We start from the raw sequence: 13,034 nt of genomic DNA, 5'->3' as shown, positions 1-13,034 counted from the left end.
AACTCTTCGGGATAAGGCTTGGGCACAGCGACATCCTTCCCACCCGCCCCACAGGGCAAGCCAGTTCAGATGTCACCCGATCGTGCAGCAGACCCGTTGCACTTCGTTCACGTGGCACCGGACCAAATCGAGTGGCACAAACTCGACCGCACGGACGACGCGGCCGAGCGAGCGGAACTGCGGGTACTGCAGGAGCTCAACTTGGCGCGGGACGCCACACGTACGTTCGCCGTTGGACCGGTGCTGGCGTCCTGGCTTCATCGCGATCTGTCCGTGTACGAGAGCACACCTCCACCGCTGCGGCTCGATCCAGGCTTCGACATCAAGTCAGGAGTGACGCGCCAGCCTCCCCCCGGAGTACCTCAGATCCTCATGACGGGACGCATGGAGGACGCGTCATTGAAGGGTTTGGACCTGGCGGCAAAGGCAGTGGGCCGAGCCATTCGGTTGAGCCCCTTGGCAGACCAATGGGAACTGCTGGTGAGGGGAGCGCCGGCTGGGAGCTCCGTAGCCATGCGAGATCAAGTTTTGACCTGGGTCGATCACCATGCTGTGCACGTCACGATGCGCAACTACTCCACATCGTTTGATGTGGAGCGGGAAGTACGACGAGCAAGCCTGGTCGTCATGCCCTCACGGGCAGAAGCCTTCGGACTTGTGGGACTTGTGGGACTTGAGGCCATTCAAGCCGGAACCCCTGTGCTGGTGAGCAGCAGAAGCGGGCTCGGCGTCTTGTTGCGAGAGGTACTGCCCCAAGAGGCGGATCGCTTCGTTGTACCTGTCGGGAATGGCGAGGAAGCCGACGTTCTCCAGTGGGGTCACGCGATCGCTGCCGTCATGAGGGACCGTGGAGCAGCTTTTGCTGCGGCTGACAAATTGCGGCATGCCATGGCCCGCGAGCGGTCATGGGCTGCAGCAGCCCAGCTGGTCCTAGATTCCGTCCCTAACTAGATCACGGCCCAGGGACGGCCCCAACTACGCGATACGTCCTCGACCGGAGCCGAACGCGCTGGTCGGGGACATACGGGGCCGTCCTGCGCAAACTTCATCTACTTCTGGCCCCTGTACACCGGCCAGGCGATCCCGATCGACGACTGGCGATCCCGGATGTGGCTGGACACCTGGGTCTAGCTGCGCAGACGTGGCGAGGGGGCGCGGCGTTCCGCCGCGCCCCCTTCGTCGTCGGTCCTGGACCGGGCGTCAGCGCACGTCGATGCAGTCGGCCGCGCCGGTGACACTGCCGGTCGTGGAGTTGCCGTAGTACACCCAGCGGTAGAAGCCGTCGGCCGAGGCGGTGACCGTGGTCTTCAGCGTGCCTCGCGAACGCCCGCATGACGCCTGTGGCAGGCGAGTTGGCCGACGGGCCGTGATCTCGCCAACTCGAGGCGACGGCCGGGTTAAGAGCCGGGACGGGGCCGCAGGGGTGCACAACCCCCCGGGTGGCCCCCTTGTCTGACGCGCTGAAGTGATCACCCGATCCATCGAGCGTGGGGACACCACAGCATGCGCAGACACACCACTGCCGTCGCCGCCACCGCCGCCGCCTTCAGCGCCGTCCTGGCCGTGGGCGCCCTCGCCGCCCCGGCCGTCGCCCAGGACGACTCGGGCACGAAGTTCTGGAACATCGACGTCAACCACAACCGCGACTACACCGTCGGCGTCGAGGCCGCGCGGAAGCGGGTCTTCACGATCGGCGCGACGGTCACCGACCCGAACGGCGTCCGGAGCGTGTCGTTCGATCTGCGGCACGGAGAGGACCCGGCGACTGCCGACGGGCTCATGGCCGGGCGTGCCCACTGTTCGCCGCTCAGCGCGACCGCCTCCTACTGCGAGGCCCTCCTGACGGCCGACCCGAACGTCAACCTCCACCGCAACTCCGTCGCCGGCCTCTGGTACCTCACCGCCGTGGCCGTCGACGGCGCCGGCGACGTGACCCGCGCGGACGGCCTCGACCACGCGTACTTCGCACGCATCAAGCGCAACGCCTACGCGTCCCAGACCGTCGCCGGCCCGCAGTCGGTGAAGAAGGGCAAGAGCCTCACGGTCAAGGCCCAGATGACCGTCGCCAGCTGGGAGAAGCACAAGAACGTGCCCCTCGTCGGGCACCAGGTGCTGCTCCAGTACCGCAAGGGCACGACCGGCCCCTTCGTCACCCTGAAGAAGATCAAGACCGACCGCAACGGCTGGGCCGCGGCCACCGTGAAGGCGACGGCGGACGGCGCGTACCGCTACAACTTCCAGGGCACGAGCCTCACCACGGCCTCGATCGGCTGGGCCGACTACGTCGACGTGAAGTGAGCCCCGACCCGGTGAGGTGACCGGCTCCGGCTGCCGGTACGGCTCCCTCCGGCCGTTTCAGGCCCTGCTCCACGGACACCCCCGTCCCGGTCGGCGACCGGCGTTCACGGATGTGACCGCGGCTCGGATCCGGACACATCCCTCCCCGCCCGTCTAACGATTGCGGAAACCTCTGTTCCGGGAGACCGCTTTCCGTCTACTGTGGGCCGGGCCGGGGGTTTCTGAACGCGTTCAGAAACCCCCGGACAACTTCACAGACGGGGAACGGGGAGGGACTCGCACATGCGCAAGGGGGCTAAGACCGCCGTCGTAGGGACGGTGTTCGTGGTGATGCTGGGCGGTGCCGGGTACGGCGCCTACACCTTCGTGTCCGCGCTGAACGACGACGGTTCCGGGCGCTCGGGGGCGAGCGGACCCGCGCCCGTGAGGACCGGTCCGCCCAGCGGGGCCGAGGTGAAGGAGACCAGCGCCCGGTTCCTCGCGGCCTGGGAGAAGAACGAGCCGGCGAAGGCGGCGAACCTCACGAACAACGCCGTCAAGGCCGGACCGCTGCTGACCTCGTACGGCCGGGACGCGCACATCACGGGCGTGAGGATCACGCCGGGCGCGGCGCACGGCGACACGGTTCCCTTCACGGTGAAGGCAACGGTGTCGTACGACGGGAAGTCCAAGCCGCTGAACTACCGGAGCGAGCTGACGGTGGTGCGCGGGGTCACCACCGGGCGGGCGCTGGTCGACTGGGCACCGTCGGTCGTCCATCCCGAGCTGAAGGGCATGGACGACACCCTGGTGACCGGTGAGTCCGCGAGCCCGCCGATCGAGGCCGTGGACCGCGACGGCAAGGTCCTGACGAAGGAGAAGTACCCCTCCCTCGGGCCGATCCTGGACGGACTGCGCGACAAGTACGGCGAGCGGGCGGGCGGCACCCCCGGCATCGAGCTCGGCATCCGGCACGCCGACGGGAACACCGCCGACACCACACTGGTGACCCTCGCCGAGGGCAAGGCGGGCAAGCTGCCGACGACGCTCAGCGCGAGCGCGCAGGCGGCGGCCGAGCAGGCGGTGCGCACCTACAGCGAGTCGTCCGTGGTCGCCGTGAAGCCGAGCACCGGTGAGGTGCTGGCGGTCGCCAACCACCGCGGCGACGGCTTCAACGCCGCGTTCCTGGGCGAGCTGGCCCCCGGCTCCACGATGAAGATCATCAGCGCGGCGACCCTCATCGACAACGGGATCACGACGGCGAACGGGCCGGCGCCCTGCCCGGACACCAAGGTCTGGCAGAGCCAGACCTTCCACAACCTCAAGGACATGGAGCCGGACGAGGGCGCGACCCTCTCCGACAGCTTCTCCCGCTCCTGCAACACCGCGTTCGTGGGCTACGCGGACGAGGTCGAGGTGGACTCCCTGACCGACGAGGCCCAGAACCGGTTCGGGCTGGGGCGGGACGACTGGAAGACCGGCATCCCGTCCTTCGACGGGTCCGTCCCGGCCTCCGGCGGCCCGGACACCGCCGCCAACATGATCGGCCAGGGCCAGGTCCAGATGAGCCCGCTGAACATGGCCTCGGTGACGGCGACCGCGATGACGGGCACCTTCCGGCAGCCGGTGATCGTGCCGCGGAGCCTGGACGACCGTGAACTCGCCACGGCGCGGGGCCTGCCGTCCGGCACGGTCCAGCAGCTGCGCGCCATGATGAACCGCACCGCCACCAGCGGCACCGCCGCCCAGGTGATGGCCGGCCTCAGCGGCCGTATCGGCGCGAAGACCGGCTCCGCCGAGGTCGACGGCCAGTCCAGGTCCAACAGCTGGTTCACCGGCTACCGCAACGACATCGCGGCGGCGGCCATGACCCAGGAGGGCGGCCACGGCGGCGACGCGGCGGGCCCGATCGTGGCGGCGGTGCTGCGCGCGGGCGGCTGAGGGCACCGGCCCGGGGACCCCTCGCCCGCCCGCCGGCGGGCCCCGCGTGGGTGGCTCACGTCACTCCCACAGGACGGGACTCTAGGCTGTTGCCGTCGTTGGGGTGTGTGAGGGCAACGTGGGCAGCGGGGCGAGGGGCCCTGGGGAATCGCGGAGGGTCGGGCTGTGGGCAAGAGGAGACGGGTCGCCGAACGGCGGCGCACGAGACCGGCGCTGATCGCCGGCGTGGTCGCCGTGGCGGTCGCGGGCGCCGGGTTCGGGGTGTACGCGCTGTACGGCGGCGGGGCCCCGGCCGGGGACGACGCGGCAGGGCGGAAGGCCAAGGCGGTCAAGACCGGGCCGCTGACCGCGGCCGAGGTCACCACCACGGCCCGGCGCTTTCTGACGTCCTGGCAGCAGGGCCGCACCACCCTGGCCGCGGCGGCCACGGACGACTCCGCGGCCGCGGCCACGCAGCTCACCGGCTACACCAAGGACGCCCATGTCACGGGCGTCACCCTCACCGCCGGCACCCCCGCCGGCGACAAGGTGCCGTTCTCGGTGAAGGGCACGGTGACGTACAAGGGCGTCAGCAAGCCGCTCACGTACGACAGCGCGCTCACGGTCGTGCGCCGGGCGGCGGACGGCAAGCCGCTGGTCGACTGGCACGCCTCCGTCGTCCACCCCGACCTCGAGGACGGCGACACCCTCGTCACCAGTGACTCCGGCACCCCGCCGGTGAAGGCCCTCGACCGCCACGGCGGGGAGATCACCGCGGCCGAGTACCCCTCGCTGGGCTCGGTGCTGGACGGGCTGCGCGAGAAGTACGGCAAGATCGCCGGCGGCAAGGCGGGCGTCGAGCTGCGGGCGGTGCGCGGGAAGGAGTCGAAGGCGAAGAAGGCCTCCGACAAGACCCTGCTGGAGCTGAGCAAGGGCACCCCGGGCACGGTGAGGACCACGCTGAGTCCGACCCTGCAGGCGGCCGCGGAGCAGCAGGTGGCCAAGCGGCCGAGGGCGTCGGTGGTCCTCATGCGGCCGTCCACGGGCGAGATCCTCGCGGTGGCCAACACCAGCCACGGCTTCAACACGGCGTTCCAGGGTTCCCTGGCACCCGGCTCCACGATGAAGGTCATCACCTCGTCGCTGCTGATCGAGAAGGGGCTGGCGTCGGCCGACAAGACGCACCCGTGCCCCAAGACCTTCAGCTACGGCGGCTGGAAGTTCCACAACGACGACGACTTCGAGATCAAGGGCGGCACGTTCAAGGCGAGCTTCGCCCGCTCCTGCAACACGGCCTTCATCAGCCAGGCGGGCAAGCTCGACAACAGTGACCTGACCCAGCAGGCCCAGCAGGTCTTCGGCCTGTCGATGAACAACTGGGCGATCGGCGTGCCCACCTTCGACGGCGCGGTCCCGGCCCAGAGCGCGGCGCAGAAGGCGGCGGAGCTGATCGGCCAGGGCGGGGTGCGGATGAACCCGCTGAACATGGCGTCGGTCGCCTCGACGGTCAAGTCGGGCACCTTCCACCAGCCGTACCTGGTCGCGCCGACGACCGACCACCGCACGCTGGCCATCGCCACCCGCAAGCTGTCCCCGGACACCCTGGCGCAGCTGCGCGAGCTCATGCGGTACACGGCCGCGTACGGCACCGCCGCCGAGGCGATGTCGGGGCTCGGCCCGGACTACGGCGCCAAGACGGGCTCGGCGGAGGTCGACAACCAGGAGAAGCCGAACGGCTGGTTCACGGCGTACCGCGGCGACCTCGCGGCGGCCGGCGTCGTCCAGGCGGGCGGCCACGGCGGCGACACGGCCGGCCCGATCGTGGCGTCACTGCTGCGCGCGGGCGGCTGACGGGGGCGCGTCCGGCCTCCCGCCGGACCGCCACGGACCGCCGCCGGACCGCGTCGGCGGTCCGGCGGACCGCCGTCGACCTGCCCCCGGCGAGTCGCCGCGCGCGTCAGCTTGTCGACTCGTCAGCTCGCCACCGGCGTCACCGTGTACGTACGGCGCAGGAACCGCACCAGCGCCGCCGACTCGAACTGCAGCACCGAGACGCCCTGCGCCGAGTGGAACTCGACGACCGCCTGGACCCGGCCGCACGGCCACACCCGCACGTCTCCCGAGCCGGCCGGGGCCCGCAGCCCCTCCTCCAGCAGGGACCGGGAGAGGGTCCACTCGTGTGCGGGCAGACCGATGCGGACCTCGCGCGGATCGGCGTCCGGGTCGTAGCGCAGCACCACCGGGACGGCTCCGGGATCCTCCAGGGTGTCCTCGTCCGTGACGATGTGGACTCGCGCGTACTGTTCGACTACAGACATCGGACGGCCCCTAACAATCGGTGACCTGTGCGAAAGCCACGCATCCGCTTTCTCTCCAATGTCCCATATTTTCCCGAACGCGCCCTCCGAGAGGGCTCAATTTCCGCGCGATGACGACTCCCTCGCTCTTGCAACCCGTTCGCATTAAGCCACTATCATCGAACGGTGCATGTGCCTGACGGATTCATCAACGCCCCTACGTCCGCCGTGACCGCAGTCGTCGCCGCCGGAGCCGTCGCCGTGAGCCTGCGCGGCGCCCGCCGCGAACTCGACGAGCGCACCGCCCCGCTGGCCGGACTCGTGGCAGCGTTCATCTTCGCCGTCCAGATGCTGAACTTCCCGGTCGCGGCCGGGACCAGCGGACATCTGCTCGGCGGCGCGCTGGCCGCGATACTCGTCGGCCCCTGCACAGGGGTCCTGTGTGTGTCCGTGGTCCTGCTCATGCAGGGCATCCTCTTCGCCGACGGCGGCCTGACCGCGCTCGGCGTGAACATCACCGACATGGCGCTCGTGACGACGGTCGTCGGGTACGCCGTCTTCCGCGGCCTGCTGAAGGTGCTGCCGCGCAAGCGCCGGTCGGTGACCGTCGCCTCCTTCGCCGCCGCCCTCCTCTCCGTCCCGGCCGCCGCCCTGGCGTTCACCATGATGTACGCGATCGGCGGCACCACGGACGTCTCCCTCGACAAGGTCGCCACCGCCATGATCGGCGTGCACGTGCTGATCGGCATCGGCGAGGCCGTGATCACCGCTCTGACCGTCGGCGCCGTCATCGCCGTACGGCCGGATCTCGTGCACGGCGCGCGCGGTCTGGAGCAGCGGCTGAAGCTGCGGGTGAACGGCGACCTGGTCGACGCGCCCGCCGCCGAGCCGGTCCCGGTGGCCGCCCGGACCTCCCGCCGCACGGTGTGGATCACCGGCCTCGTCACCTCCCTCGTCCTGGCCGGCTTCGTCAGCTTCTACGCCTCCGCCGACCCGGACGGCCTGGAGAAGGTCGCCCACGACAAGGGCATCGACCGCAAGGCCGAGGAGCACGCGTCGGCCGACTCCCCGCTCGCCGACTACGGCGTCAAGGACGTCGAGAACGCCCGCCTGTCCGGCGGTCTCGCGGGCGTGATCGGCGTCGGCGTCACCGTCGTCGCGGGCAGCACGGTGTTCTGGGCGGTACGCAGGCGGCGTACCGCCGATGTGTCCCCGGCGGCGAGCGCGGGGATCTGAGATGGGCGCCGGGCACGCGCACCGGCTCTACCGGCACGGGCACTCGCCCGTGCACGGACTGCCGCCGCACACCAAGCTCGCCGCCGCGTTCGCCTTCGTGGTGGTCGTGGTGTCGACGCCGCGGGAGGCGATGTGGGCCTTCGGCCTGTACGCCGTCCTGCTCGGCGTCGTCGCGCACCTCGCGCGCGTGCCCGCCGCCTTCCTGCTGAAGCGGCTGCTCATCGAGGTGCCGTTCGTCGCGTTCGCCGTGCTCATGCCGTTCGTGGCGGAGGGCGCGCGGGTGGACGTGCTGGGCCTGTCGCTCAGCGTCGAGGGCCTGTGGGGCGCCTGGAACGTGCTCGCCAAGGGCACCCTCGGCGTCGCCGCCTCCGTCCTGCTCGCCTCCACCACCGAACTGCGCGAACTCCTGCTCGGCCTGCAACGCCTGAAGCTCCCGCCGCTGCTGGTGCAGATCGCCTCCTTCATGATCCGCTACGGCGATGTCATCACCGACGAGATGCGGCGGATGCGGATCGCGCGGGAGTCGCGCGGATTCGAGGCCAGGGGCGTACGGCACTGGGGCGTGCTCGCGAAGTCCGCGGGCGCGCTGTTCATCCGCTCCTACGAACGGGGCGAGCGGGTGCACCTGGCCATGGTCAGCCGTGGCTACGCCGGTGCGATGCCGGTCATCGACGAGGTGACCGCCTCCCGGGCGCAGTGGTCCTACGCCCTCACCCTCCCCCTCGCCGCCCTCGTCGTATGTCTGCTGGGATGGACGCTGTGACACCTTCGCTGGAAGTGGCCGGACTGGCCTTCGCCTACCCCGACGGCCATCAGGCCCTGTTCGGCGTGGACTTCACCGTCGCGCGCGGCGAGCGGGTCGCGCTGCTCGGGCCGAACGGCGCCGGGAAGACGACCCTCGTGCTGCACCTCAACGGCATCCTGACCGGCGGGGCGGGGACGGTGACGGTCGCGGGACTGCCCGTCGGCAAGAAGCACATGGCCGAGATCCGCCGCCGGGTCGGCATCGTCTTCCAGGATCCCGACGACCAGCTCTTCATGCCGACCGTCCGCGAGGACGTGGCCTTCGGGCCGGCGGCGGCCGGTCTGAAGGGGCCCGAACTGGAGGAACGGGTCGACCGTGCGCTGGCCCGGGTCGGCATGGCGGAGTTCAAGGACCGCCCGCCGCACCACCTCTCCTTCGGGCAGCGCCGGCGGGTGGCCGTGGCGACCGTGCTGGCGATGGAGCCCGAGATCCTGGTCCTGGACGAGCCCTCGTCCAACCTGGACCCCGCCTCCCGACGCGAACTCGCCGACATCCTGAGGTCGTTGGACGTGACGGTGCTGATGGTCACGCACGACCTGCCGTACGCGCTGGAACTGTGCCCGCGGGCGCTGATCCTGAGCGAGGGCGTGATCGCCGCGGACGGCCGCACCGGCGAACTGCTCGCGGACGACGGGCTGATGAGCGCCCACCGTCTGGAACTTCCCTTCGGGTTCGACCCCCGCTCGGTGACAATGGGCGCGTGACGCATCAAGAGGACGCCGGGCCGGACGCCGGATCGCTGCTGCTGGACGACCAGTTGTGCTTCGCCCTGTACGCGGCCCAGCGCGCGGTGACGGCGGCCTACCGTCCACTCCTGGACGAACTCGGGCTCACCTACCCGCAGTACCTCGTGCTACTGGTGCTCTGGGAGCGCGGCGAGATCACGGTCAAGGAGCTGACCGAGGCACTGCGGCTCGACTACGGCACGGTCTCGCCGCTGCTGAAGCGGCTGGAGTCGGCCGGCCTGCTGCGCCGGGAGCGCTCGGCGCGCGACGAGCGCTCGGTGTTCGTCGCGGTCACCGGGCGCGGGGAGACGCTCAGGGAGCGCGCGGCGCGGCTGCCCGGCGCGCTGCTCACCGCGACCGGGCTCGACCCGGCGGACGCCGTGCGGCTGCGCCAGGAGCTGCGGGAACTGGCGCTGCGGGCGCACAGCGCGGCCGAGCGCGCCCGCTGACCCATCGCGCCCGCCCACCGGCCCTCCGTGCGCGGGCACCGACCCGGGTCGCGACCGCGGCGCCGTCCGCGGCCCGTTACCCGTGGTCACTCCCCCCTGCCTTCCGCCACCCCGTACCAATCGGTATCTTGTGCGCGATGCACTTGCACACTTCTGTATCGTCCACCGCTGTGCAACGCCCTGGGGGAGGTCCCGCCATGATCGAGGACGCCGCTGTCGACACCCGCCCGACGAAGATCGTGTTCGTCGCCGAGGCCACCGCGCACGGCGGCCGGGACGGCCATGTCACCAGCCAGGACGGCCAGCTCGCACTGAAGGTCGCGATGCCGCCGGAGCTGGGCGGCGACGGCAACGGCACCAATCCGGAGCAGTTGTTCGCGGCCGGCTACAGCTCCTGCTTCCACAACGCGCTGATCCTGGTCGGCAACCGCTCGGGCTACGACCTGACCGGCTCCACGGTCGCCGCGAAGGTCGGCATCGGCCCCAACAAGACCCTCGGCTACGGCCTCGCGGTCGCCCTCAGCGTCTCCCTCCCGGTCCTCGACCCGGACGTCGCCGCGAAGCTGGTGGACGCGGCCCACGAGGTCTGCCCCTACTCCAACGCGACCCGCGGCAACATCGACGTGACGATCCTGCTGGGCTGAGCCGCCCGGGAGCCGCCCCTGGAGCCACCTCCGGGCCACCCCGTGGAATCGAAGGCCGTACGTCCGTGTTGCACTGACTGTCGTAAGCCAGTGGAGTGAAGGGACCCCGGACGTGAACGTGAACGGCACAGTGTCCGAGGGCTTCGAGCCGGTCAGGGAAGCGTTCGTCCGCAACTTCGAGGTGCTCGGGGACCGGGGCGCGGCGGTAGCCGTCTACCGCGACGGTCAGCGGGTCGTCGACCTGTGGGGCGGGACGCGGGACGTCGACGGCACCCGGCCCTGGGAGCGGGACACCGCCCAGATCGTGCGCTCGGCGACCAAGGGTGTCGCCGCCGCCGCGCTTCTGCTGCTGCACCAGCGCGGGGCGCTGGACCTGGACGCGCCGGTCGGCACGTACTGGCCCGAGTACAAGGCGGCGGGCAAGGAACGGACCCTCGTACGGGACCTGCTCGCGCACCGCGCGGGCGTGCCGGTGCTGGACCGCCCGCTGAGCCCGGCCGAGGCGGCCGACCCGGACCTCGGCGCGGCGGCGGTCGCGGCGCAGGCGCCGGTCTGGGAGCCGGGCACGGACCACGGCTACCACGCGCAGACGTACAGCTGGCTGACCGGCGAGCTGGTCCGGCGGGTCACGGGCCGGCCGGTCGGCGAGTGGATCGCGGCCGAGGTCGCCGGGCCGGCCGGGGCCGACCTCTGGCTCGGGCTGCCGCCGTCGCGGGCCGGCCGGGTGGGCCGGGTCGGGGCGGTCGAGCCCCCGGCGGAGCCGGGCGGGCTGCGGACGCGGCCCAAGCGGTCCGTCACCGACGCCTACGCCGACCCCGAGTCCCTGACCCGGCGCGCCTTCGCCGCGATCACCCCACTGCCGGACGAGAACGACCCGGCGTACCGGGCGGCCGCCCTGCCCGCCTCCAACGGCATCGCGACCGCCGACGGGCTGGCCCGTTTCTACGCCTGCCTGATCGGCGAGGTCGACGGCGGGAGAAGGCTGTTCACTCCGGAGACGGTGGAGCTGGCCCGGGGCGAGCGGTCGGCGGGGGCCGACCGGGTCCTGGTCGTCGGCACCCGCTTCGGCCTCGGCTTCATGCTGCACGGCACGGCCTCGCCGCTCCTGTCCCCTCACTCCTTCGGCCACCCCGGCCGCGGCGGCGCGCTCGGTTTCGCCGACCCGGAGTCGGGTCTCGCCTTCGGGTACGTGACGAACGCCTTCAGGACGAGCGTGACAGCCGACCCCCGCGCACAGGCCCTGGTACGAGCGGTCCGGGAGTCATTGCCCCGGTGACCCCTGCCGGGAAGCCGTCGCCGCCCCGCAGGCCCCGTCCCGGGAGCCGCCCGGCTAGGGAGTCGCCCTCTCGTCGGCGGCGCGGCGGTACCAGGGCGCGTAGGTCTCGAAGGCCGTGGTGAAGTGCGGGCCCGGGCCGGTCTTGAGCAGGGACCACAGTCGGCCGCTGTCGTACCAGCGGTCCATGGAGATCAGTTCGAGGTGGCGCCGGAGGTCCGCTCCGGCCCCCGGGCCGAGCCGCTCCCGCGCGTCGGCCACGCCGATGTCCCCCTCGGGCACCGGGAGGTCCAGCGTCCGGCAGAGCGTGCCGACCAGTTCCCGGACGGTCACCGGACGCGGGTGCGCCGCGTGCAGGACGCCCGCGGCGGAGGGCGGCGCGGTGAGGGTCAGTTCCGTCAGGGCGGCGGCCAGGACGGGCGCCGCGACCATCGACAGACGGGCGCCGCCGCCCTCCACCCAGTGCGGCAGCCCGCGCACCAGCCGGGCCAGGGCCGGGACCACCCACGTGTCGCCCTCGCCGTAGACGAGGTACGGGCGTACGACCGTGCCGCCGGCGGCGAGGACCAGTCGTTCACCGGCCAGCCGGCCGGCGCTGGTCGCCGAGACCGGCGCCTCGCTCAGGCTTCCCTCGGGGGCGCGGCGGTGCGGCCCGTCGCCGTAGACGGCGGCGGTGCCCAGCTGGACGACACGGCCCACCCCGGCCCGGCCGGCCTCGGCGAGCAGCGCCCGGGTGCCCTCGTGGTTGACGGCCCGGCTCCGCTCGGCGTCCCCGCCGACCCGGGCCGCCAGATGCAGGACGGTGGTGACGCCCGCGCAGACGCCGTGCAGTGTGGCGGGGTCGGCGAGGTCGCCGTGGACCGTCTCGAAGCCGCCGTCGGCCGTACGGTCCGGCGCGGGGCGGTCGTGGACGAGCAGCCGCAGGGCGGGCCCCCCGGACCTGGCCGCGGCGGCCCGCAGCAGGGGCACGACGTGGGAGCCGATGAAACCGGTACCGCCGGTCACGAGAACGCGTTCGCCGGTCAACGGCCGCCTTTCGCCGAGGTGTTCGGGTCGGTGCGCACCAGAGTAGGAGGCGAGCACGGCACCCGGACCGGAGCCCCCGTTTCCCCGGCCGTCGCCTCAGACGTTGATCGAGTGCGAGATGCGCCCGGACTCGGCGTCGATCTCCCCGTGCGCTTTCTCCAGCAATTGCATGGCCAGCTCGTTCAGCGCGCGGGCGCCCGCCACCTCCTCCCCGACCCTCGGCTGCCGTGAGTCGGAGTGGTGCCGGCTGGCGTGGCCGTGCGCCCGGACCTCGCTGCCGTCGGGCAGACGCACCATCGCGACCGCGCGCGTGTGCTGGTCGTCCTCCAGGAACTCCATCTCGACATGCCATCCCACTGCGGTGTGCATCATGACGATCACC

13 protein-coding genes are annotated in these 13,034 nt (G+C 71.7%); 10 read left to right on the top strand and 3 right to left on the bottom strand.

Annotated elements, in window-relative coordinates:
- Nucleotides 1-69 precede the first annotated feature (69 nt).
- The 4 genes from ACWCQK_RS19305 to ACWCQK_RS19290 all read left to right on the top strand — a co-directional run bounded on the left by ACWCQK_RS19305 (nt 70) and on the right by ACWCQK_RS19290 (nt 6,048).
- Nucleotides 70-951, top strand: coding sequence for a glycosyltransferase family 4 protein (locus ACWCQK_RS19305; protein ID WP_451156361.1), 882 nt, complete (start codon nt 70-72; stop codon nt 949-951).
- A gap of 552 nt (nt 952-1,503) precedes the next feature.
- Nucleotides 1,504-2,298 (top strand): hypothetical protein, encoded by a 795-nt coding sequence (locus ACWCQK_RS19300; protein WP_451156360.1) that lies wholly within the window; start codon nt 1,504-1,506, stop codon nt 2,296-2,298.
- A 282-nt stretch (nt 2,299-2,580) separates the two neighbouring features.
- On the top strand, nt 2,581-4,218 hold the full coding sequence (locus ACWCQK_RS19295) for a penicillin-binding transpeptidase domain-containing protein (protein ID WP_451156359.1): 1,638 nt from the start codon (nt 2,581-2,583) through the stop codon (nt 4,216-4,218).
- A gap of 165 nt (nt 4,219-4,383) precedes the next feature.
- A complete protein-coding gene (locus tag ACWCQK_RS19290; RefSeq protein WP_451156358.1) occupies nt 4,384-6,048 on the top strand; it encodes a penicillin-binding transpeptidase domain-containing protein in 1,665 nt (554 codons plus the stop codon).
- Between the two features lie 122 nt (nt 6,049-6,170).
- Here ACWCQK_RS19290 and ACWCQK_RS19285 read toward each other — a convergent pair whose 3' ends face one another.
- The gene (locus ACWCQK_RS19285; RefSeq protein ID WP_451156357.1) at nt 6,171-6,515 is read right to left on the bottom strand and encodes an SsgA family sporulation/cell division regulator; all 345 of its coding nucleotides are present in this window, start codon (nt 6,513-6,515) and stop codon (nt 6,171-6,173) included.
- Between the two features lie 165 nt (nt 6,516-6,680).
- Here ACWCQK_RS19285 and ACWCQK_RS19280 point away from each other — a divergent pair, with 165 nt between their 5' ends.
- The 6 genes from ACWCQK_RS19280 to ACWCQK_RS19255 all read left to right on the top strand — a co-directional run bounded on the left by ACWCQK_RS19280 (nt 6,681) and on the right by ACWCQK_RS19255 (nt 11,629).
- Nucleotides 6,681-7,730 carry an energy-coupling factor ABC transporter permease gene (locus ACWCQK_RS19280; RefSeq protein WP_451156356.1) on the top strand — a complete coding sequence of 350 codons (1,050 nt, stop codon included), beginning with the start codon at nt 6,681-6,683 and terminating at the stop codon, nt 7,728-7,730.
- Nucleotide 7,731: 1 nt separating this feature from the next.
- Nucleotides 7,732-8,493, top strand: coding sequence for a cobalt ECF transporter T component CbiQ (gene cbiQ / locus ACWCQK_RS19275; RefSeq protein WP_451156355.1), 762 nt, complete (start codon nt 7,732-7,734; stop codon nt 8,491-8,493).
- Nucleotides 8,481-9,239 carry an energy-coupling factor ABC transporter ATP-binding protein gene (locus tag ACWCQK_RS19270; RefSeq protein ID WP_451156354.1) on the top strand — a complete coding sequence of 253 codons (759 nt, stop codon included), beginning with the start codon at nt 8,481-8,483 and terminating at the stop codon, nt 9,237-9,239. Before cbiQ ends, ACWCQK_RS19270 begins: the two co-directional genes overlap by 13 nt.
- Nucleotides 9,236-9,709, top strand: coding sequence for a MarR family winged helix-turn-helix transcriptional regulator (locus ACWCQK_RS19265; RefSeq protein WP_451156353.1), 474 nt, complete (start codon nt 9,236-9,238; stop codon nt 9,707-9,709). The genes ACWCQK_RS19270 and ACWCQK_RS19265 overlap by 4 nt, the downstream gene beginning before the upstream one ends.
- A 197-nt stretch (nt 9,710-9,906) precedes the next feature.
- A complete protein-coding gene (locus tag ACWCQK_RS19260) occupies nt 9,907-10,353 on the top strand; it encodes an organic hydroperoxide resistance protein (RefSeq protein ID WP_451156352.1) in 447 nt (148 codons plus the stop codon).
- Between the two features lie 112 nt (nt 10,354-10,465).
- Nucleotides 10,466-11,629: a serine hydrolase domain-containing protein gene (locus ACWCQK_RS19255; RefSeq protein ID WP_451156351.1), complete on the top strand. Its 1,164-nt coding sequence runs from the start codon at nt 10,466-10,468 to the stop codon at nt 11,627-11,629.
- A gap of 54 nt (nt 11,630-11,683) precedes the next feature.
- Here ACWCQK_RS19255 and ACWCQK_RS19250 read toward each other — a convergent pair whose 3' ends face one another.
- Together ACWCQK_RS19250 and ACWCQK_RS19245 are read right to left on the bottom strand one after the other, a co-directional pair.
- A complete protein-coding gene (locus ACWCQK_RS19250) occupies nt 11,684-12,652 on the bottom strand; it encodes an NAD-dependent epimerase/dehydratase family protein (RefSeq protein ID WP_451156350.1) in 969 nt (322 codons plus the stop codon).
- A gap of 96 nt (nt 12,653-12,748) precedes the next feature.
- Nucleotides 12,749-13,024: a DUF1876 domain-containing protein gene (locus ACWCQK_RS19245; RefSeq protein ID WP_385777893.1), complete on the bottom strand. Its 276-nt coding sequence runs from the start codon at nt 13,022-13,024 to the stop codon at nt 12,749-12,751.
- Nucleotides 13,025-13,034: the final 10 nt, after the last annotated feature.

The organism is Streptomyces sp. NPDC002306, assembly GCF_053593435.1.
This window is presented reverse-complemented; position numbering and strand designations above follow the sequence as displayed.

Coding starts and splice junctions, on each gene's coding strand:
- ACWCQK_RS19270 (WP_451156354.1), top strand. CDS start 8,481: ATGGACGCTGTGACACCTTCGCTGGAAGTGGCCGGACTGGCCTTCGCC.
- ACWCQK_RS19305 (WP_451156361.1), top strand. CDS start 70: ATGTCACCCGATCGTGCAGCAGACCCGTTGCACTTCGTTCACGTGGCA.
- ACWCQK_RS19285 (WP_451156357.1), bottom strand. CDS start 6,515: ATGTCTGTAGTCGAACAGTACGCGCGAGTCCACATCGTCACGGACGAG.
- ACWCQK_RS19300 (WP_451156360.1), top strand. CDS start 1,504: ATGCGCAGACACACCACTGCCGTCGCCGCCACCGCCGCCGCCTTCAGC.
- ACWCQK_RS19245 (WP_385777893.1), bottom strand. CDS start 13,024: ATGATGCACACCGCAGTGGGATGGCATGTCGAGATGGAGTTCCTGGAG.
- cbiQ (WP_451156355.1), top strand. CDS start 7,732: ATGGGCGCCGGGCACGCGCACCGGCTCTACCGGCACGGGCACTCGCCC.
- ACWCQK_RS19295 (WP_451156359.1), top strand. CDS start 2,581: ATGCGCAAGGGGGCTAAGACCGCCGTCGTAGGGACGGTGTTCGTGGTG.
- ACWCQK_RS19260 (WP_451156352.1), top strand. CDS start 9,907: ATGATCGAGGACGCCGCTGTCGACACCCGCCCGACGAAGATCGTGTTC.